This window comes from Pseudanabaena sp. SR411 (genome assembly GCF_002251945.1).
Classification (GTDB): Bacteria; Cyanobacteriota; Cyanobacteriia; order Pseudanabaenales; family Pseudanabaenaceae; genus Pseudanabaena.
In genome coordinates this window covers 23,073-44,207 of the sequence record NZ_NDHW01000190.1, presented here as the reverse complement: position 1 = coordinate 44,207, position 21,135 = coordinate 23,073, and the positions used below count along the sequence as shown (strand labels likewise).

Here is a 21,135-nt window from a genome sequence, read left to right as displayed (position 1 = left end):
ATTGCTCCAAAAGTGCTACATAAATCTCTGTAACACCTCAACAGTTGCTTTTCCAGTTTTCTCCCAACTAAACAAATTAGCTCTAGCCAGCCCAAGAGCAGATAGTTTTGCTCTCAGTCCTGAATCATTAGCGATCGCTTGCATCGCATCGGCAATTTCTTCCACATTGTAAGGATCGATCAAAATGGCTGCATCTCCAGCAACTTCTGGTAAAGATGACAAGTTAGATGTAATTACGGGAGTCCCACAAGCCATTGCTTCGAGTACAGGTAAACCAAATCCTTCCCACAGTGATGGAAAGACTAAAGCGATCGCGCCACTAATTATTTTCGGTAAATCATCATAGGGTACATAGTCCAGAAACTTGACGCGATCGATTAGTCCTAATTCTTGTACTTGTTTTTTTAAAGCTGGTGTGTAGCGATCGTCTGAAGGTCCTGCCAGCCAAAGTTGATATTCATGATGTGATGGTAAACTTACAAAAGCTGAAATTAAACGACTAACATTTTTATACAGATCATGCCTACCAATATATAAAAAGTAAGGATGTAATGATCTAGATTCTGACTTGTTTACGATTTCTCGAAAATGCTTCGCATCATACGCTAAAAGAATAGGGGTAATTTTATGCGATGGGATATGACAAAATTTAACGATATCGTCAGCAGTGGATTGGGAATTGCAAACAATATGCTGCGCCTGAGATAAAACCTGAGGTACATAATATTGATTGTAGGGTGTAAGCGGGGAAAATCGTTTAGGAAATCTCAAAGGGATAAAATCATGAGCCATCACCACCGTAGAACATTGAGACCATAATGGTGCTTCTGATATTGGCGAAAACAAAAGTTGCGATTTTAGCTCTCTGTAGATTTTTGGCAATTGAAATTGTATCCACATTAAGCGACGTAGATGCCCTTTAAATCCTTGTTCTGCTGTTTGATTAATGGGTGTTTGATAGCAATTGTAATTAGGCAAAGATCGTGAGCTTAAAATTATCGGCTCAACCTTCTTTAGGAAAGGTAAAATACTAAGCGCATAGGTTGTAGTTCCTGTAGGCTTAGTTAATAAAAATGAATAGTTAATTAATACAGACAAGGTTATTTATAGACAAAAACTAATTTTATAATTTCTAGATTATAGAAGTTGGGTGATTTTAGGTATTCGTATAAAAATTTAAATAGTAAATATATTTTCAAACATAATATTTCCCAAGATTGGCAATGCTTGTGGTAGTAATAAATTTGACTCCGCCTATATTCTAAAGACATCTTATCAGCTGACTTTTTAACAGAATGTCCTCGCAAATGAATAATTGATACATGAGGAGTATATAAAACTTGATATCCTAAATCTCTGACCCTTTTGCACAAATCAGACTCTTCAAAATACATAAAAAATCTTTCGTCAAATCCACCTAACAAATCGAACAAATCTTTTCTAATAAAAAAAGCAGCTCCAACAACTATATCTACAACTTTAATAGATTGAAAATCCTTTTCAATGAGATATAATTTATTTTCGTCATAAGAATTTTTATGCATTTTTTTTGCTTTGATTTCCCCAGTAAAACTAATTTCAGGAGAGAAAGAGACCTGAAATTTTCCATCAGGAAAAACTAGTTTAGGACCAATGATACCTACATCTGAATTTGAGGACATTAATTCTAATAGGTGTGGCAGAAAATTGTTTGTAACTATTGTGTCAGTGTTCAATAAGAACAAAAAATTACCCTTAGCTTCTTTAGCTCCAGCATTATTTCCTGCTCCAAATCCAAGATTTTGAGGTAGTTTAATTAATCTTATATCAGGAAATTTGCTCTCAATAATATTGATGCTATTATCCTGAGAGTTATTATCAACAACAATTATTTCAGAGTTATGCTTAGGAACAAATTTTTCTAAAGAGCTCAGGCAATCAACTAAAACATCTTCTCCGTTAAAGTTAACTAAAATAATTGACACAAAATTAGAAGACATATAGATTATCCACGCTTAGTAGTTTTTAATTGTCTATTAATTAATATTTGTTTAATCCTTTGTAAATCAAACAAAATTTTCAATAACCAAACTCTCAAAGCTACACCTTCAGCATTATATCCTGACGATATGCTTCTATATAATAATTCAATTATTTTTATTCCAAAATCAAAACTTTTATCGTCAAAAGGATTATTCCAATTTACAATGTCTAACTCTTTTTTAAATCTTTGATAGAATACATTACTAAAATCCCTTCTAACTAAGTAACTATTAAGGGAAAGCTTGAATTTCTTTCTGATTATAAGTAATATTTGTCGATAAAGTCTTGAAGAATCTTTAGTTACGCCTACATTATTTAAACCATGAATTCTATACATAACTAAAGGCTGACGAATATGCTCAATTCTACCTTTTTGTGCTGCAACTAAAGTGATCCACCAATCATGATACCAGTGAATTTTATCTTGTTCAGGAAATGGGAGTATATCGTTTACTATAGATTTACAAAATATTAATGAGCATCCAGTTACTACATTACAAAGTAATAGCAGATCTATTGATAGTTTTTCAGGATTCCGACCTTCAAACTCCCAAGTTGATTGATTAATTATATTGTCTTTAGAATCTATCATTTCCAAGTCAGAATGGACTAAAACTGCTTTTTTCTCCCTTAGTTTTGCTAATAATATAGATAATTTTTGAGGATACCAAATATCATCTTGATCTGATAAAGCTATAGCTGTAACTGAACTATCTTCAATACAATACTTTAACCCACGTTCAAAATTATGATAATGATTAAGATTTTGATGATGAAAATGGCAAACAAATCGTGGATCATCACCAACAATCATTTTAATTGATTCTTGAAAATCTATTGAAGAAAAGTCATCAACAATATGGCAGACCCAATTTTCATAAATTTGATTCTTGATTGACTGAATTTGTTTTTGAAAATATTCTAGATTAGGGTTATATGTAGCTAAAACAATACCTACTTTCTCTAATGTTATCATTTTATTAAATTGGATAATTAACATTCATACAAATTGCTCCCAATAAATATAAGCTCCAATAAAATCAACTAAATTAATTACATGACTTTCTACTTAAAACATTGATTGAATCACCAAGTTTTACCAAGCTTTCCTAACAATCCATGATAAGTTCCTAATAAACAAGCCCATATTTTTAATTGCTTATCGCTAAAGTCATAAAGTATAATCCAAAGAATATTAACAAGCATGTATTTTAAGCGCTGTATTAGGCTAGTAAAACGATAATAACCTTGAGAAAATTGCATCTCTAAATATGTATGGTTTCGGCAAATATAGTAATGACGTAAAGCTGAATACTGTTGAACTTGACGAAATTCATGCATGAATTTCACTCTAATGGGATTCCCGTAATTGTGGTGCATTGTAGCTTTACTAGAAATTAGGTTGTGGAACCCCTCTTGTCTTAGCCTAAATCCATAGTCAAGGTCAATCCCGTCGATGAACAAATCGATGCAAGGAGGTGAAATAGCTTGAGCCGCAGTTAATGAAATTAAAGAACCTGATGTTATGGGTGAATCGCATTCATAGAAATCAACGTCATTATTATGTTTAATTCCTTGAAAGCGATCGCAACAAAAAACTGCGCCTTCAATAATTTTACCTGTCCTAGGATCGGAAGGAGTTGGAGCAACAATACCCACTTTGTAATTATTTCGTTGTATTGCTTCATTATATGTAGCGATTAATATTTCTAAGCAATTTTCTGAGGGAACACTATCTTGATCAAATGTCCATAGGAAGTCATATCCTTCAGCGATCGCCCATTCGATAGCTTTTACCATACCTCCAATAATTCCGATATTCTCAGGATAATGATGAATCAATAGCAGACCATTTTTATTATTTAATTGCAATGGCTCATAGGAATTATCTACTATATAAATAGCTTTAACTTGAACTGATTGAGCTTCGATAGATTGAATACATCTATTAGCAGATTCTTGATCTTGATAACATGTGATGTAGGCTGCTACTTTTGTCTGCATATAACAACTATTTCTTAATAAGTCTATTGATTCTAGCCTTGGTTTTTAGCCTTATAGATAAAGGAATTGTTTGTTTGATTTTTTTGAAAATATTAACCACAATATATTCCAATCTTGATAATTTATATGAATTAATTATTTCTGGGTTCTCACATTTTAAAAAGTAATACTCTGTTAGTAACTTCCGCAAAACTTCGATTCTTTCCCCTTTAACATGAGATGATCTAGGCTTGGAATAGAGACCTTGGAAAAAAGACTCAAGCTTATCAATTGAATCCTCCCACTGCATAGAATTAGCTGTTATCTGTCCATTGCTCTGAAGTCTTCTATATAAATCTTTATCTTCAATTAGTCTTATTAATGCTTGACGTGATAGCTCAATATCCCCATTTGGTATGACTAAAGCATTATATTCATCCTTAATGTATTCATCATATCCAGTAACGTCACTAACAACACACACTCCACCACAAGCCATCATTTCTAAAGGTGGACCAAAAAAACCTTCTACACTACTAAGTTTAACTAAAATATCACAGCTAGAATAAATCTTTTTCATTTGACTAAAGTCAACCTTATAAAAGAAGCGATCTATTTTCCAATCTGGAGAAGGTTTCCCACCATTTGAAACACACCAGATTTCGCAACCTAATCCTTCACTTGCTTTAATTGCTTCTCTTACTCTTTTAAAAGGGGAATCTATAGTGCCTTCTACTAATATTCTTAACTTGTCTTCTCTCTTTTTAGCAATTGGTTTGTCGGTATGAATAATACTAGTGTCAATAGCATTAGGGATATAAGCAGCTTGATGACCAAAGTTATGATCAAGCCAATCAACAATCCACTTTGCTTCAGTCATATAATAAATGTTACATAAATAAGTCAAAACAACCCAGTTCTTCATGATTAGATCATCATAAAAACGGGTTTCATCTGATTGAACAAAGTAAACTTTATGTTTTGCAGGTAATTTAAGAACTTGAATTAATGTATCCCAGAAAGTAGCAACACAAATGTCAACATCTTCAGGAAAATTTTTGGGATGAATGACAGGGTAGTTAAAGTTGGGAAACCAAGAGAAGGAAGCTGGTGTAGGAGGTATAGTTTCATCTAAAACACAGATAGAAACATCATATCCCTTTTTAGCTAGCCGAGAAACATGTTGGAGAACTATTATATGTCCGCCACATAGCAAATTAGTGGTTAGTACATAAACTATTTTCATAATAGTGTTTTAATCCCTTCTTCTAGACTAACTAAAGCGCTGAAATCCAAATTTTCTTGAGCTAGATTAGGGCTTGCACAAGAGTGTTCAATCTCACCTTGTCGAGACGACAAAAAAGTAGGTTCTAAATAGGAATTTGTATATTTAGAAATTAGCTCAAGTAATTCTAACAAGTTTGTTTTAATACCAGTTCCAATATTGAAAACTCGATGTTTATTCACTATGGCACTCGGTAGCATCGCTGCTAAAATGTTAGCTCTAGCGACATCAGAAACATGTATAAAATCTCGACTTTGGAGTCCAGTCCCATAAATTTGAGGAGCTTTTTTCTGGCGATAGCATTCTATAAATCGAGGAATCACTGCGGCATAATCTGAATCTGCTCTTTGACGTAAGCCGTATACATTAAAGTATCTTAAGCATATTGTTTCTAGACCATAGGAGTGGTAAAAGCTCTCAGCAAATGCTTCTGCTATTAATTTACTAGCTGCATAAGGAGATTTAGGATTAGGCAAATAAGATTCTTGTAATGGAGGTTGATGTCTATCTCCATATACTGAACAACTTGAAGCAATTATTACTCTTGAAACTTTTGCTTGTAATGCAGACCAAAGTACATTTAGTGTACCTATATTATTAATTTGATTTGTGGAAAAGGGATCTAGTAAAGATTCAGTTACTGATGTTTGAGCTGCTAGATGAAATACATAATTTGCTCCTTCCATTGATGCTTGAAGTTGCTCTAAATCAGTAACATCGGCTTTTTCAATGTGTATTTTTGAACTAACTGAATTAAGGTTATTTAAATCGCCTGTTGAGAAATTATCATAAACAAGTGTAGTAATATTTTGTTTGACTAGCTCTTGAGTAATATAAGAGCCAATAAATCCTGAACCACCTATAACAATTGCTTTCATTTTACGCTCCTAGAGTATAAGAAATTTAAATTTTAAACTATATTATATTCACAAATACTTATTTAACTATCCGAATAGATTAGCTTTTGATTTTTTGTAATAATTTTCAGGTAAATGAATATATCTTGAACTTCATATTGGTATATATAATTCTTCCTATATCCTATACTTGTCGAACGTCAAAATAGAAAAAGCTTTTTCAGATTTAGCTTGTTTTTTCTAGTTCAATAGTCGTAAACATTCCTAAGAACCTATTTAAAGGAGACAATATAAATTCGATAAAAACCACTAATGGATAAGTAAATGAAGGAAGAAGCTGGCGAAATGATAGACCACCACTTATCAAGTATCTAAATGGTGTATGAAGTGAGATGGAGCATATTTTAAGATTAGGGTATTCACAAATAAATTGCTTAACATCTCTCTGGAAAATAATATATGGTATAGCCATATTTGCTCCAGATAGTGGACCTCCTTCTTCAAAACCCCAACCACCACTAACATCAAAAGGCTCATGGTGAAATCTAGTATATATAAACCTTGACCAAATTGTATTAGCTGGTTCAATCATTACCACCTTTCCTCCAAGCTTTAAACAACGTTGCATTTCTTGAAAGAACAGGCGGGAATCCTTAATGTGATGCAAAACATCAATCATTAAAAAAGCACTAACACTATTGTCTACAAAAGGTATATCTAGAGCAGAGAAAACCTTGTCTACACCTTCATAGGCAATAACGTCAGAAGTTATTACATACGGTATTTTTCTTTTAATAAATCCAGCTCCACTTCCTAGCTCAATCACCTCTCCTTCAACTTTAAGTGTTAACAATATATCAAGAAACTTTCTATAAAAAGACAGATAAATATTACGCAAAAATATCTTTCTTTGGATGATCTTCCTAAGAATGTATATATTTTCTGAATCGTCTAAGCTCTTAATCTGCTGGCTTTCTGGGAGTTTTAAAATACGGATTAATTCTTGTAACATAGTTAGTATTAACGACTAAACTTTTAGACAAATTTTATCTTTTGAGCTGCATATAAACACATTTTTAATAAGACCAATCCTTCTTTAATATGTTGAATGTTTGATTGACCATAGGTACGTGGCATGTATCTTACAGGAATATCTTGAATCTGTAGTCCCAATTTGGCAGCTCCAAAAAGTAAGTCAAAGTCTCCAAAGGGGTCAAAATCTCCAAAATAGCTGCGGTTTTGAGCAATTCTTTCATAGTGGATTTTTTTTAAAACCTTGGTTCCACAAAGTGAATCTTTGATCTTTGTATTCAGTAAATATGATAGTAGCCAAGCAAAAAAACGATTTGCCATACGATTTAGCCACGGCATCGTATCTTCGGATACAGGATAAATTAAACGACAACCGTTTGCAAATTCACACCGACCTGAGGCAATAGCGTCAAAAAAATAAATCAGATCTTCGGGACGAACAGTCAAATCGGAGTCTAAAATAATTAGGATGTCTCCTTGAGCCATGGCAAAGCCCTCTCTAACCGCATTTCCTTTGCCTTTGCCTGTTTGCTGACAAATCTTGATATCCCATTTATCTTGATACTTGTTTTGCACTCGCTGAATTTCCTCCCAAGTATTATCACTAGAATGTCCTTCAACAAAGATAATCTCTGTATGTTTACCGAGCCTTGGCATTCGAGTAATACAGCTTTCTATATTTCCTGACTCGTTACGGGCTGGAACAATCACAGAGCAGGTTAACTCTTTAGCATTTTCTTGAGATTCGTATGTGCTAATACGAGGTCTAGCAATAATATATTCAGTTAAGCACAGCTGATTAAATATAGGTAAAGGTGCAATAAACTTATTAACGATATATGAAACTAGAGGAATATTTCTGGGAAATAAGCAGCGCTTACCATGTTTAATTACTTCAAAACCAGCCAAATTAAATAAGTTTTCAATATCTTCTAAATTCAACCAATTCAGAGAAGATACTGGCATTCTCTGTTTAAGGAATGTCGCTAATCTAAGGAATAATTCCCAACCAGGGTTGTGAAAAGTTAAGATTACTCTGGTGGATGAATGACACATTTTTGAGAGATTAGTAAAAACCCTCTGAATATCACCAACGTAACTGATCGTATTTGCTAATAGTATGTAGTCAAACAACTGGTTGCTTATAAATTCTTCAGCATCAATAGCTTCAAATTCAAGATGATTATACTTTTCTTTAGCATTTTCAACTGCTAAGGGGTTTACGTCTATACCTAGTCCATAATCTGGCTTTACTTTATCTAGCAAATCACCTAATCCACTACCAACTTCCAGTATCTTAGTGTGTGGCTGAACCCAAAATTGGTAAAAGAACTCTATGTCTTGGTAATAATATGAGTTTCTATTTCGCCATTTCTGAAGTTGTCTGTAGGTAAACATGAAGGTCTAAAATCTATGGATTAATTTTCTTATACAATAGTACATGTGATTGATCGTCAACGAATATTTCTCTTGTAAATTTTGGACTACTTTGAATGCGTTCAAGAATAGGGAGAGAGACTAAATTAAGTGGGTTTGCAGTTTCGGCTTGCGATCGCGGCTGTAAAGTAGCAAAGTAATTTATATTTAAGTCAAATAGTCTTGCCCATGCTTTTTCCGTATCTTTTTCAGCATATCCTAATGAAGTGTAGTAACAACGAAAGTCTTTTTTCAGTTGTTGTTGAGCAGAAAAATATGCTGCTGAATTAGCATTAAACCAAGGAAGCTCTAAACCAATGATGTTATACCTATCTTTCTCGGTTTCATTTTTACAAGTAGTGTCTACTAATTTAGATAGTAGTTGCTTATTCGTACTAATTCTATCAATTGGATACAACCAAGATGATAAATTGGGATCTTCTGGAGTAATCCCCAATGCTTGTGATTGAACTGTAAGTAGTTGTAGAACTAGTACAAATCCAGTAAAAAATACTAATAACTTTTGCCTTGTTCTTTTCAGAATCCAAGCTATTAATAAAGCTAAATAAGGTAATAAAGGTAGTAGATATCTATTTTCCTGATTAACTTGAAAACTAAAAGCAACCAAAATCAAACCTATTTCTACGATAGCTACTATATTCATCACATCAAAATAGTCTAATTTGATATGATTAAACTTCTTCTTAAAACCATAAATACTCTTTGCTAGAATGTAAATGAATAGTGTGAGCAGACAAATCACAGAAGTAGGTGTAAAAAAGCTTTTTTGAGATGCAGACAACCAATATTGAATTTTGTATAAAAAATCTGCTTTTGATCCATACAGGAAAGAAGCTTCTCCTGAAGATGCGAGAATGGAAAAAGATAGAACACTTTGAAAGTTTTTTCCATACCACAACAACAATCCACTAACTAATAGAACTGTTGAAATATAGGGAGCTAAAGATACTAAAGAAAAACCACTTTTTCTATCAATTTGATCGCGATTTTTACTTGTCTTTCTGTTTCTATAAATATAGTAAACATCTACTAATATTGGGATAAAAGTATATAGAGGAAAAGTTATTTTTGCTAGCATTCCTAATGATGTCGCACTGATCAGATTTAAAGCTATTGTTTTACTTTCCCATTTTGGAGCAAAAGCCATAATTAAAATGACCCATGCGACGGAAAGTGTTTGAAGAGGCTCTACAAAATACTGATGGGTTAAAGCTACTGATAAAGGAGCTGAAGCTGCGAAAGTACAACAAATTATAGAAATTAAACGACTGTCAGTTAGTTTTAGAATCGTATGGTATATGAGCAGCCAAAGAATAAATTGAGTTGCAACAATTGATAGTAATAAACCAGTATCAATTGAACCAATGATTTGCCCAATAGGAACGAAAAACTGCCCTAGCCAAGCAGTTCCTGGAGCTTTAGTTCCAAAAGCAGAAATCATTTCTTGGAACCAACCCGAACGTGAATGAATTAAGCGATAAAATAATTCTACTGATACTTGCCCATACCAAGCTTGGTCCCACGGCCAAACTCTTTGATCTAAGGTTATCCACACTATGTTAGGGATAGTAAAAGCCAGCAAGATCAAATAAGAATAAAGTTTATTTGCATTATTTAACTGAGTATTGCTCATGGTTTTGATCCTAAGGGTTTAGTAATAACTTAATATAGGTACTTGAATTCATGTAAAACAACAGTTGCTTAAATTGAATTGAATATTTTTAGTGGTTCATATTAGTTATGTAAGGAAATTTTAATACGGTATAATCAATTTTTTCAGAGAGAGGAATTGATTGGTTTGTTGTCAATGTAAATTGATTTTAAAAAAATTATTAGAGGCGCCTCTATCTTTTTGTATATAAAAATAGAAGAAATTGAAGAAAGTATAAGAATCAATATAACTGCGAAGATGCTTTTACTAGGGGTAAATAATGGATACTGTGTACTAATAGATCTAAATATTTCAATAAATAATGTATGGGTTAGATATATGGCATACGAAGCATCTCCCAAAATTAGCGTGGGTGCATGATTAAATCTATATTTTGCCTCATGAAGAGAGATAGATAAAACAACTATTAAAGGCGGATATACATATATTAACAACATGACTATAATTGTATTGTTGTGGAAAGAAAATAAATTCAAATAAATAAAAGTTGCTAATATAAATAATGAGAAATAAAGTAAAGCTAGTCTGTACTGAAATATTTTTTTTGGAATTAAGTTTATGACGTAATAAACAAGTATCCCCAAAACAAACAACATAATATAGTTAAGAGAGTACATGTAGCAAACTACTGATTTGCATTGGCTAAATTTCACGAAAAACATGATGGCTCCTATAAGAAAAATAGTTATAATAGGTGCATACTTCTTTGATAATAGAAGTGAAAGGGCAAAGATCATATAAAAAAATATTTCTAAATTGAGAGTCCAACCAACCCCCACAATTGGGTGATAGCTATTAGATTGATCAAGATAGGGTATGAATAATAAGCTTGTAAATAAGTGAATAATCTTGTCAAAACTCAGGAGACTCGTAAAACTAACATTAGATTGTTGAATAAATCCATTAAAATTATTTAAAATAAGAGGTATTGTTCTTAAGGGATTCATGAATCCAAAGGCGGAGAATATTAATAAACCAATAGTAGTAAGCCAATATAATGGAACTATTCTTATTAAACGTTTTCTTAAAAAATATTCAGAGCTTTTTCTCGTAACATGTGTAATGAGAAAGCCACTTAGCACAAAAAACAGACAAACAGCTTGAAAATCCGTGTGAACGTTTCCCAGTATCCTGAAATCCGTATGATAAATCACGACTGCTAATGCGGCAAAAATTCTTATTAGTTGTAAATTTGTAATCATTATTTAATTGTGATATTTTCTTTTTCTTGACTCATCAAGATTGCTAGATTTTTTAATGATGATATAGCTATATTCATTATGATTTTTCATATTCGAAAATAATATCAAAATTAGGTGGGATGTATCTAACTGAAAATCAACTTAGTCAGTATTGACTTAAAAACATTTGCTAGGAGTCCTACAGAAGTTTTAAAATCGATGTCTCCAGAAAATTGAAATATTAACTTGATAGCATCCTTCCATAGTTTTAGACATAATAGTTCTGTTACTGTGCCTTTAGCAACTTGAGTTAAGAAGTGTTTCTTATCCATTTTTTCTAATCTTTCTTTAGATATTTCACAAATAGATTCAAAATCTTTCTCCTCTTCATGGGCAACTTGAGCAAGATAAACATAAAATAACTGTTCCCATTTGCGGCTTAGAGTCATTCCTGTAACAGAAAACCTATATCTCAGTAGTGGCTCAGTAATGTTAGCCAAGGAATATACCTTACTAACTCGCAACCATAGATCGTAATCCTCAGCATTCTTAAACTCAGCCTGATAGCCACCAATTTCTAAAATTTTATTGCGTCTCATCATAACGGAAGGATGATACATACAGTTGTATTGCAATAGGGTTTGTTTAATTTGTTCAGCATCAGATGGAAGTTCTACTAAACGATCAAACTCTTGCTTAGCACCCATGTGATAAACATAGCTGCCAACAACTGCAAACTCTGGATTTCTAAGCATATAATCCAGCTGAATTCTAAGGCGATGGGGTAAAGATTCATCATCTTGATCCATTCTTGCTACAAAATCTGATTTTGCTAAGTTAAGTCCTTCATTCAAGGTTTTAGCTAGTCCTATATTGACCTCATGGAAAATGGGGATGATCCTTGAATCCTTCTCTGCGTATTGACGAATAATTGAAGCAGAGTTGTCAGTAGAACAGTCATCAATAATTATTAGTTCAAACTCTGACATGTCCTGAGAAAGGATGGAAGCGATCGCTTGAGATAAGGTTGCCCCCCCATTATAAACAGGGAGTAAAACCGAAACCTTTACTGATTCCATAGTGTTTGCTCACATAAGGCTTTTAAACCTTGTTCAAGTTTAATTAAAGGCTCCCATGCTAAATTCTCATAGGATTTTTTTATGTCTAGCACTGTCCATGACGGCAATTGATTAGTAGTCTGGTTTGCTTGCCATATTTCTTTTGTCATAAGAATACCAGTAAATTTCTCGATTAAGTCTAGGACTTTATTGACGGAATAGCCTGTTCCACTTCCCACATTGTAAACTTCAAAGGAGGATCGTTGATGTATAACCAACTCAAACATACGACACATATCCTCTAAATGAATGTAGTCTCTTACATTATTAGGATTTCCGTAAATTTTTACTGGTTGCCGATTAAGAGTTTTATTTAAAGCTACTCCAATTAAACCTTGCATACGCTCTGATGGTAGTAAAACTCCGTAGGGATTACCGATTCTGAGGCAAGTAGCTGTTAACCAGTTTTGTTCTGCACTCAAACGCAAATAATTTTCAACTGTAAGTTTTTGAATTCCATAAGAGGATGACGGTTCACAATGATCAGACTCTTTAAAAGGTTGACAATTCAGAGAAGGCTTATAAATAGCTCCTCCGCTACTAGCATAAATTATATGGGGAGACGCTCCATAGTCTCGAATTGCTTGTAATAAATTGAGTGTAGGAATTAAGTTAAGTAAGGTGTCACTAGAAATATCTCTGTTTGAAGTAAGAGGTGTGTTGGTATGTGCAAGATGAATAATTAGATCAAGATTTTTGACAAAATCTGTACAAATTTGATTAGAGCTTAAATCCCCTTCAATCCAAACTACACTATTAAAGTTTTTAATTTTTTCTGATGATATAGTTCTGCTTAAAGCGTATAATTCATACTTTTCTAGATTCATTAAATACTTCAGCAAATATGATCCCAAAAAGCCTGTTGCTCCAGTAATTCCAATTTTCACTATTTAGACCTTTGGTAAATGACGAGTTGTTCTTTAATCATGATTAATATTAATTAATATTAATTGTCAACTTTGCCTAAAAATATTCTGAAGCAATAATTCTTTAAACAAGCTTATATATATATTTTGGACAATATTAATATCAAGATATTCTACAGCATACTTTCTGGCATTTATTCTCATGCTTAGATAAAGTTCCTTATTTGCAATCACTTTTTGAATGCAATTTACAAAGCTTTCTATATCACCAGATGCACATAGAAATCCATTGTATTCATCCTTAATAATTTTCGGCAAGCCACCAACTGATGACGCAATAACAGGGACACCCATCGACAAGCTCTCTAAAACAGCATTTGGTCTTCCATCAATTTGAGATGGCAAGACAAGTAAATTAGAAATTTTTAGATAGTCTCTAGTGTCTACAAAACCAGGTAGATATACTTTATTTTCTAATCTGTATCTTTTTATTTGCTCTAATGTTTCATGATATAAATTGCCGTTGCCAGCCATAACAAAATAAAGCGAATCATCATTTTTTAAATGATTTACAATTTCAACAAATAGTTTAGGACATTTTTCCTGTGAAAACCTGCCTAAGAAAGAAATGATAAACTTGTCTTTAGGAACTGAATCATCAACTAATTCAATATTACTGACTGTATTAGGGTTGAAATAATTGGTATCCACTCCGTTATTAATTAAACGAACTCTATCGGATTGCTCTTGATGCTCTAATAGAAGACAATTTGCAACTGCTTCATTCTCAGCAATATTCATATCAATAAATCTACAGTATTTACGATTATTGTTGATATGTCCGAATTCGTTATATAGTTGATCAACAATTTTGATGTCTGGGAATTTGCTTTTTATATCTGGTAATATTTCATAAAAAAAGGTTGAGCCAGAAAGAAAAATAATTTCTACACTTTGCGATTCAATCAGATAAAAAACAAGTTCTTTCCAGATTTCAGACTTAAGCAATTTGCATAGATTGTATATTTTTGGAGTAACCTCTTCATACTTTGAAGTGCTATCACCCATATCTGAAGTTGTTGCAGATGTTGTGCAAACCGTTACATCGAAACCTTGAGTTTTTAATGTTCTAATCAGTTGCAAAATTACTGTGTCAACTCCACCAGTTGTCATCCAAGGCAAAGCAAATAAAATATTGTTTTTCTTGCTATCTTCAATAGAATTATCTTGAAAAGTATGATGTAAATTTACAAAGCTATTATTGATAATATATTTCTTTTGATTACGTTTAATTTCTTTGATTGCTTTCTTATTAATGTACAGAGTCTTGTGATTATTTTTTATTTGTTTATATAAAGTTTCATGTTTTTCAAGAGCAGAAGATATCATTGAATATCCATGCTTTCGGTACAAAAATAGTGGCTCATCGATTTTAGCTCCCATCCCTCCAATTTTGGCGATCGCTAACCAAAAATCCCAATCTTCATAACCATCAACCATTGATTCATTGTAGCCACCTACAGCCTCCCAAACACTACGTTTGAACATTGCCGAAACATGTAGGCAGTTCTTCTCCATTAAAGAATCAATATCAAATTCTTTAGTTGGTATTATGGCTTGACTATCACCAAATTCTTGAACCCAAGTATAACAAACATCTACATTCTCAGTTTCAAGCTTAAATAAGCATTTCTCTAGGTAAGTAGGCTTGAGTAGGTCATCTGCGTCTAGACAACATATGTACTTACCTTTTGCTTCTTTGATTCCGTTATTACGAGCGGCAGGAAGCTTGAAATTGTTAGTCTTAATTAGCTTGGTTTTAGGCTTATTCAAACCATTTAACATTTTGATTGTGTCTGGTTCAGTTGAACCGTCATCGACAACAATAATTTCAAAATTTGGGTAAGTTTGCACTAGAACTGAATCAATTGCATCCTCTAAATATTTGCCATAGTTGTAACAAGGAATAACTACACTAACTAGAGGTAAATTGCGATCCCACTGTTCTTGTTCAATTTCTATCAAGTTGTTTTTCTTAGCATTAGCCTCAATATTAAATTTATTGATAAAGATTTTATAAAAAGTCAACAATGAAAGCCCTTGTTCTTCATTGTTGATGCCTATTTTTTTTCTAACCTCGAACCACTTCTCTCTAATTTTCCAGAATTTACTACTTTGAATAGCCTCTAAATTTATTTTTTCTTGTTGTAGTTGAAATTTAGTTTGTTGTAGTCGGGATTCAGTTTGCAGTAGTTGAGATTTGGCTTGTTCTAGTTGTGCCTCAGTTTGTAGTAGTTGAGATTTGGTTTGCTGTAGCTGAGGATTAGTAATTTCAAGTTGATATTGCAACTGAGACTCAATTTGTTCTAGATTAGAGACTAGACATTCTTTGTCATATTTGATTTGTTGCAGATTATAGAAGTCTAAATCTTCAAACTCATGATTTCCTTTGAGATAATCCTCAATAAAAGTGGATGATATGTTTTTGTCAATATATAGAAAAATAAAGTTGTTTTCTATATTAATGATTTGACTTATATCTGCTACTTCTTTGGTAGTGGAATTGACTATTACCTCTATATTGCAATAGAAGTTTTTTGTTAATTCAATAATTTTTGAGGCTTCTAGAGAAGAAGATTCTTCATTAAGTATACAAGTTATGTTTGCGGGTAAAATTGTCTGGCAGAGTAAAGACTCAATTTGATAAATCAAACGAGAAACATCGTTTCGGCACAAAATTGCGATTGAAATACTAGAATTTTTTTGAAATGGATTAAAAAAATGTAATGGAATTTCTTGATGCACAGAAATATTTTTAGTGTCTAGAATTGGTTTTAGACTTAGACGATAACCGTTTAAAAAATGTTGATTTAAATCACTTAAATCACTGATCTGAGCATGACGGTTACTATAAATATTCTGAACTTTATTAGCTGGTATGTTAACAATTTTACTGTCAGGATAACAGATCATCTGAGGAGAGGATAGGGGGCGAAGCGCTAACTGAGTCTCTAAAGTGTTAGGGTTATTAAACGACTGATTGGATATAATAAGATCTTGGATTTCAGTGGTTCTAAATATATGCCCATCAAGAGACATTGGATAACCCCAGTCTGAATTTTTAGGTTGCTTTTGCCAATTCCATATAAGAGATGTATCAAATGAAGGTGGAGGAGAGAAAACATTTGATGTGTAGCAGTATTTGATTTGAGGAGAAAGTCTCAAGGATAAACAAAGGATACTGGGATCGTTAGCAAATGTCTGAAATGTAACGTCTGTAAGATCAACAAATGATTTAAAGACTAAGTCATCAACAAGAAACGTTGTATAAGGCTGATTATTCTTAAAACATTCGAGAACTAAGTTTTTAAAAGAATCAGCAACAAATTGGTCTTGGGACTCTGGGAAATAGTTAAACGAAGGAAATTGTTTCTTTACTATTTCATAGCCCTGTTCATAGTCGTTGTTGCTGTAACTATAGATAATATTTACAGAATAAAATTGCCAATCTTGAAGATATATTTTTAAACTTCTTAGTAATAGCTCTAATTGACAAGCTCTGTTTTTACTAAAAATGATAATATTTAGCATGATTTTAAATGCCTGTATTTTTAGAATATTTGTATTTTAAATAATTAATATTTGTCAGATAAAGTAGGTTTACTTGCTTTTGAACAGGTTTTTTAATTTAAACCAGAACTTACGTAGCTTCCAGAACTTACTACTTTCTAGAGCATTAATCTTTTGTTTTTCGATCTCTAACTGATGGATTAAAGTTTCTAGCTGATTGCTTGCAGATTCTAGTTGAGTAGATAACCGATCTACCTCATATGCTAGAGACAAAGGGTCTAAAGAGCTACCATTAGTTCGTAATGAGATTGGCTGTACATTGATTGATTGATATTTCTTCCCTTGTTGCTTCCATTCAGCCTCTTTGACAAATATTGTATTTATATAAGTATCAGCATAAATTAAATATCCCTGACTAGTTAAAAAATCAGAAACTTGATGGTTTTTTTCTCCTTCTCCTGTCTCTGAGAAAGATATTGTTTCCACACAGATAACAATGGGATAGCTTTTCTGATAGTCAATTGATTGAAGTATAGCTAAATCTAACCCCTCAACATCTAAAGATAAAAGTTCAGGGAAACATCCTCCAGCATATTGATTGACTATTTGATTAATAGTTTCAACTTGAATGGGAATTATTTCTTGTAGAGTATGTTTTGTTTCAGCAACATATTTTTGAACTTCCTCTTGCGAAAATGTACTTAAGGTTGGAGTTGACATTACATAAAAGTCTAGTTTATTACTTGCACTCCCTACACCCAAGTTCAGATTAATGTCCTTAGGTCTTTTAGTAAAAAAGTTATCCAATAAATATGGATTAGCCTCAACATTAATACCATGAGATCCATTTTGATAGAATAAGGCGGTATTACTCAATATTTCAGGATGATATGCACCTATATCTAAATATCGAGGTTTGTGAATCCCAATTGCATCAAAGATAAACTTAATAATTAAGTCTTCACCTGACTGAGAGTAACTTAATTGAGGAGAGTAATCCATTGTATATTCTCTTGAATGTAAGTAAGAGGGTAGTATTTTATTCGCTAGTTTTTCTATATTACTATTGATTTGACGTTCATATATTTCAGCATTAAGACCTTTCTTCTGATATTCACTAATATTAGTACTATTTAAAATAAGATACCTATAACCAGTGAAATAGCTATGCCAATCAGTAAGCATATTAGATGAAGGTGCTGTAGCAAGTTTTCTTTTGTGAAATAGGATTTCTTCAGCAATAGCTAATTTACCTAATGTAAGTAATTGAAAAACGAACAACATGTCTGCCCCCCAAACATTATCATTCATAAGATTAAAGACCGACTTAAAAGCAGATTCAGCATATTTTCTTTGCATCAATCCATAAATCGGATTTGATTTGCCTAATTGTTCATATTGATTTATATAATTGGATAAACGTTGATATAAATCATCTGAAGGGAGTTCAAGAATATCTAGATACTCGGAAATCTCTATGCCATTCTCATCAATCACACTGAATATTGGAAAAGCTAAAACAATACTTTTATCAATATTCATAATATCGATTAATTTTGAAATGTAACTCGGTTCCCAAATATCATCACAAGCTGCCCACATAAAGTAATCAGAACTTGCTAGATCAAGAACTATTTGAAAGTTTTTGATCGCTCCAACATTTTCATTGTTTTCATAAAATCTTATTCTTTTATCATGATTTGCATAATCCAGACAAATTGAGCGCGTGGAGTCTGTAGAGGCATTGTCTGAAATTATTAACTCAAAGTTTTCATGTGTTTGAGACAATAAAGAATCTAATGCTTGACATATAAACTTCTCTCCATTGTATAAAGGCATACCAATACTAACTTTAGGTTGATTCATGATAAAAACATAAATGAGCTTATTGATTATCCAAAATAATTGTATAGATACTCTAAACGCCAAAAATATTTTGATGTTAGTAGCTAATTAGCGAATTCTCATTACCTACACTATTTAAATAGGTTTCTACAACTTTGTCTGCTTCCCCCGTTAATTTTATTGTGCCTTTATTCATCCAAATCGCTCTGACACAGGATTCACGAATAAATTCCATAGAGTGAGAAACTACTAGGATAGTCACATGAGAATCCCAAAATTTATCTAAACGTTTCTTACATTTATTCTTAAAGCTTTCATCTCCTACAGACAGAACTTCATCTAGTATCAAGATATCTGGCTGAACATCTGTGGCGATCGCAAAGGCTAAGCGAGCTACCATACCTGATGAAAGCCCTTTTACTGGGACGTATTCGTATTCTTCTAACTCTGCAAACTCAAGTATCGATTTTGTTCTTTCTGTCATTTCTTCTCTAGAAAAGCCTAGCAGCACGCCGTACAACAGAATATTTTGCTTGACCGAAATTTCCGCGTCAAACCCCGCCCCCAATTCAATTAAAGGGGCAATACTACCACGTACTCTAACCGTACCAGTTTTGGGTTCTAAAATCCCGGAAATCACTTTTAGCAACGTAGATTTACCCGCACCGTTACCACCAATAATTCCGATTTTTTCACCCTTTTCTACCACAAAGTCAATCTTATCAAGTACTAACTTTCTTTCGGGGTGGCGATATTTGCCCTCTAATATAGATAGTATAGTTTTCTTGAGATCGTAGGAAAACTCCTCTTGAGTTCTGCGCCACAAACTAACTTGCTCTAGCCGAATAACTTCCATCTATCGTAAATCCATGATTTTCGATTGTGATCCTTGAAAATGTAATTTGCAAATCATAATATCAAAGAATCTACTGCTTAAGAATTTTTTTGCAATTACAGATCTATTTTTTCCAGACTACTAGTATTACTCCAAGCATAATAAAGCCCAAACCAAATAGACGGCTAAGGGGTATTGATTCTTTGAAGAAGAAGTATCCAAGCATTACAGAAAAAACATAGATTAGTGAGCCAGAAGGTGCAGCTACACTAAGATTAACTCTAGTAAGAAGGAGAATATAGGTCAAAGCCCCTAATCCATAGAAAGCAAGACCTCCAATTAACTCAGGTATTGTAATAATACTAAGGATATGACCAAAAGCATTACTGGCACTAACTTTCCCTAATCTTATTGCACCTAATTTCAAGAAAAACTGCCCCCCCACACTAGCCAAAACTGACATTAGCAGCAAACTAAACTCTTGTGGTGTCAAAGTTTTATATACTCTAAATGAATAACTGTAAAAAATTTTGAGGCTTTAACTTAGATTTAAATATTATTCCTTACCTAAAGTAAATCCATAAATTGCGATCGAGATCGCTGAAAGTACAAAAAGCCAAGCACTGCAAAAATCATACCACTTAAGAGTGCGGTCAATATCAGCGTAACATCTGGTAGATTGCCAGAGAGAGTGATTTGGCGAAAGCTCTCAATAATTGGGGACAATGGATTTAAATTTACAAATGGCTGCACAGATTTTGGCACAATCTCGGCGGGATAAAATACAGGACTGCTAATCCAGAGCATAAAGACTAATAGTTCATAAAAATATGGCAAGTCCCTGTAAAAGACATACAAGGCACTTACAAAAAATCCTACACCAATACAAAATAATACCAATGCCATGAATGGCAAAAATATAGCGAAAACATTAATCAAGCTTTTTGATTTGATTAATGCAACGATCGCCAGTAAAAGAAAAGGTCCCAGCACAAACTGAAAAATATTGGCAGCAATCATGGAAACGGGAAAAACGCTTACAGGCAATCGAATTTTATTTAGTAAGCTACCATTACTAACAACACTCACTAGAGCCTGTGTTGTAGAGGAAGAGAAAAAATTGATTACTACTAAACCTGTAAAAGCAGCTAGGATATAGTTCCAAATTGACCCGTAATACTTAGAAAATGTACTGCCGAAGATGGCTGAATATAATGCAGTCATGATTAAAGGGTTGAATAATGACCAATATATTCCCAAGACCGAACCTCGATAACGCACATTGACGTTTCGGCTAACCAAAACATGAAGTATTTCCCAAAAATGCCTTAATTCAGGGCTAACATATTTATTAACTAATGAAAGTATCATTGAAATCAAGATCTCGTAATTGGTTAAGATAATTTAAGATATGCAATATTTTAATGCTATC

The 21,135-nt window shown here is 32.8% G+C and carries 17 protein-coding genes; all 17 read right to left on the bottom strand.

Features of this window, described 5'->3' with window-relative positions:
• Positions 1-15 precede the first annotated feature (15 nt).
• The 17 genes from B9G53_RS20515 to B9G53_RS20435 all read right to left on the bottom strand — a co-directional run bounded on the left by B9G53_RS20515 (position 16) and on the right by B9G53_RS20435 (position 21,074).
• Positions 16-1,098, bottom strand: coding sequence for a glycosyltransferase family 1 protein (locus tag B9G53_RS20515; RefSeq protein ID WP_094535330.1), 1,083 nt, complete (start codon positions 1,096-1,098; stop codon positions 16-18).
• Positions 1,099-1,100: 2 nt separating this feature from the next.
• Positions 1,101-1,979 carry a glycosyltransferase family 2 protein gene (locus tag B9G53_RS20510; RefSeq protein ID WP_094535329.1) on the bottom strand — a complete coding sequence of 293 codons (879 nt, stop codon included), beginning with the start codon at positions 1,977-1,979 and terminating at the stop codon, positions 1,101-1,103.
• A 5-nt stretch (positions 1,980-1,984) separates the two neighbouring features.
• The gene (locus tag B9G53_RS20505; RefSeq protein ID WP_094535348.1) at positions 1,985-2,998 is read right to left on the bottom strand and encodes a glycosyltransferase; all 1,014 of its coding nucleotides are present in this window, start codon (positions 2,996-2,998) and stop codon (positions 1,985-1,987) included.
• A gap of 110 nt (positions 2,999-3,108) precedes the next feature.
• Positions 3,109-4,026, bottom strand: coding sequence for a glycosyltransferase (locus B9G53_RS20500; protein WP_094535328.1), 918 nt, complete (start codon positions 4,024-4,026; stop codon positions 3,109-3,111).
• Between the two features lie 7 nt (positions 4,027-4,033).
• Positions 4,034-5,251 carry a glycosyltransferase family 4 protein gene (locus B9G53_RS20495; RefSeq protein WP_094535327.1) on the bottom strand — a complete coding sequence of 406 codons (1,218 nt, stop codon included), beginning with the start codon at positions 5,249-5,251 and terminating at the stop codon, positions 4,034-4,036.
• Positions 5,248-6,168 carry an NAD-dependent epimerase/dehydratase family protein gene (locus B9G53_RS20490; RefSeq protein ID WP_094535326.1) on the bottom strand — a complete coding sequence of 307 codons (921 nt, stop codon included), beginning with the start codon at positions 6,166-6,168 and terminating at the stop codon, positions 5,248-5,250. The genes B9G53_RS20495 and B9G53_RS20490 overlap by 4 nt, the downstream gene beginning before the upstream one ends.
• A gap of 205 nt (positions 6,169-6,373) precedes the next feature.
• Entirely contained in the window at positions 6,374-7,159 is a 786-nt protein-coding gene (locus tag B9G53_RS20485; RefSeq protein ID WP_094535325.1) for a class I SAM-dependent methyltransferase, read from the bottom strand.
• Positions 7,160-7,182: 23 nt separating this feature from the next.
• A complete protein-coding gene (locus tag B9G53_RS20480) occupies positions 7,183-8,577 on the bottom strand; it encodes a glycosyltransferase (protein WP_094535324.1) in 1,395 nt (464 codons plus the stop codon).
• A gap of 13 nt (positions 8,578-8,590) precedes the next feature.
• A complete protein-coding gene (locus tag B9G53_RS20475) occupies positions 8,591-10,249 on the bottom strand; it encodes a hypothetical protein (protein ID WP_094535323.1) in 1,659 nt (552 codons plus the stop codon).
• A gap of 143 nt (positions 10,250-10,392) precedes the next feature.
• Complete coding sequence (locus B9G53_RS29160; protein WP_094535322.1) at positions 10,393-11,490, bottom strand: acyltransferase; 1,098 nt, start codon at positions 11,488-11,490, stop codon at positions 10,393-10,395.
• Between the two features lie 125 nt (positions 11,491-11,615).
• Entirely contained in the window at positions 11,616-12,548 is a 933-nt protein-coding gene (locus B9G53_RS20465; RefSeq protein WP_094535321.1) for a glycosyltransferase, read from the bottom strand.
• Positions 12,536-13,474: an NAD-dependent epimerase/dehydratase family protein gene (locus tag B9G53_RS20460; RefSeq protein ID WP_176453291.1), complete on the bottom strand. Its 939-nt coding sequence runs from the start codon at positions 13,472-13,474 to the stop codon at positions 12,536-12,538. The genes B9G53_RS20465 and B9G53_RS20460 overlap by 13 nt, the downstream gene beginning before the upstream one ends.
• A 66-nt stretch (positions 13,475-13,540) precedes the next feature.
• Positions 13,541-17,044 (bottom strand): glycosyltransferase, encoded by a 3,504-nt coding sequence (locus tag B9G53_RS20455; RefSeq protein WP_094535319.1) that lies wholly within the window; start codon positions 17,042-17,044, stop codon positions 13,541-13,543.
• A gap of 69 nt (positions 17,045-17,113) precedes the next feature.
• Positions 17,114-18,889: a glycosyltransferase gene (locus tag B9G53_RS20450; protein WP_094535318.1), complete on the bottom strand. Its 1,776-nt coding sequence runs from the start codon at positions 18,887-18,889 to the stop codon at positions 17,114-17,116.
• A 76-nt stretch (positions 18,890-18,965) separates the two neighbouring features.
• Entirely contained in the window at positions 18,966-19,724 is a 759-nt protein-coding gene (locus B9G53_RS20445) for an ABC transporter ATP-binding protein (protein WP_094535317.1), read from the bottom strand.
• Positions 19,725-19,827: 103 nt separating this feature from the next.
• Positions 19,828-20,196 (bottom strand): EamA family transporter, encoded by a 369-nt coding sequence (locus tag B9G53_RS20440; RefSeq protein ID WP_141211840.1) that lies wholly within the window; start codon positions 20,194-20,196, stop codon positions 19,828-19,830.
• Positions 20,197-20,270: 74 nt separating this feature from the next.
• Positions 20,271-21,074, bottom strand: coding sequence for an ABC transporter permease (locus B9G53_RS20435; protein WP_094535315.1), 804 nt, complete (start codon positions 21,072-21,074; stop codon positions 20,271-20,273).
• Positions 21,075-21,135 lie beyond the last annotated feature (61 nt).

Coding starts and splice junctions, on each gene's coding strand:
- B9G53_RS20510 (WP_094535329.1), bottom strand. CDS start 1,979: ATGTCTTCTAATTTTGTGTCAATTATTTTAGTTAACTTTAACGGAGAA.
- B9G53_RS20505 (WP_094535348.1), bottom strand. CDS start 2,998: ATGATAACATTAGAGAAAGTAGGTATTGTTTTAGCTACATATAACCCT.
- B9G53_RS20500 (WP_094535328.1), bottom strand. CDS start 4,026: ATGCAGACAAAAGTAGCAGCCTACATCACATGTTATCAAGATCAAGAA.
- B9G53_RS20495 (WP_094535327.1), bottom strand. CDS start 5,251: ATGAAAATAGTTTATGTACTAACCACTAATTTGCTATGTGGCGGACAT.
- B9G53_RS20490 (WP_094535326.1), bottom strand. CDS start 6,168: ATGAAAGCAATTGTTATAGGTGGTTCAGGATTTATTGGCTCTTATATT.
- B9G53_RS20485 (WP_094535325.1), bottom strand. CDS start 7,159: ATGTTACAAGAATTAATCCGTATTTTAAAACTCCCAGAAAGCCAGCAG.
- B9G53_RS20480 (WP_094535324.1), bottom strand. CDS start 8,577: ATGTTTACCTACAGACAACTTCAGAAATGGCGAAATAGAAACTCATAT.
- B9G53_RS20475 (WP_094535323.1), bottom strand. CDS start 10,249: ATGAGCAATACTCAGTTAAATAATGCAAATAAACTTTATTCTTATTTG.
- B9G53_RS29160 (WP_094535322.1), bottom strand. CDS start 11,490: ATGATTACAAATTTACAACTAATAAGAATTTTTGCCGCATTAGCAGTC.
- B9G53_RS20465 (WP_094535321.1), bottom strand. CDS start 12,548: ATGGAATCAGTAAAGGTTTCGGTTTTACTCCCTGTTTATAATGGGGGG.
- B9G53_RS20455 (WP_094535319.1), bottom strand. CDS start 17,044: ATGCTAAATATTATCATTTTTAGTAAAAACAGAGCTTGTCAATTAGAG.
- B9G53_RS20450 (WP_094535318.1), bottom strand. CDS start 18,889: ATGAATCAACCTAAAGTTAGTATTGGTATGCCTTTATACAATGGAGAG.
- B9G53_RS20445 (WP_094535317.1), bottom strand. CDS start 19,724: ATGGAAGTTATTCGGCTAGAGCAAGTTAGTTTGTGGCGCAGAACTCAA.
- B9G53_RS20435 (WP_094535315.1), bottom strand. CDS start 21,074: ATGATACTTTCATTAGTTAATAAATATGTTAGCCCTGAATTAAGGCAT.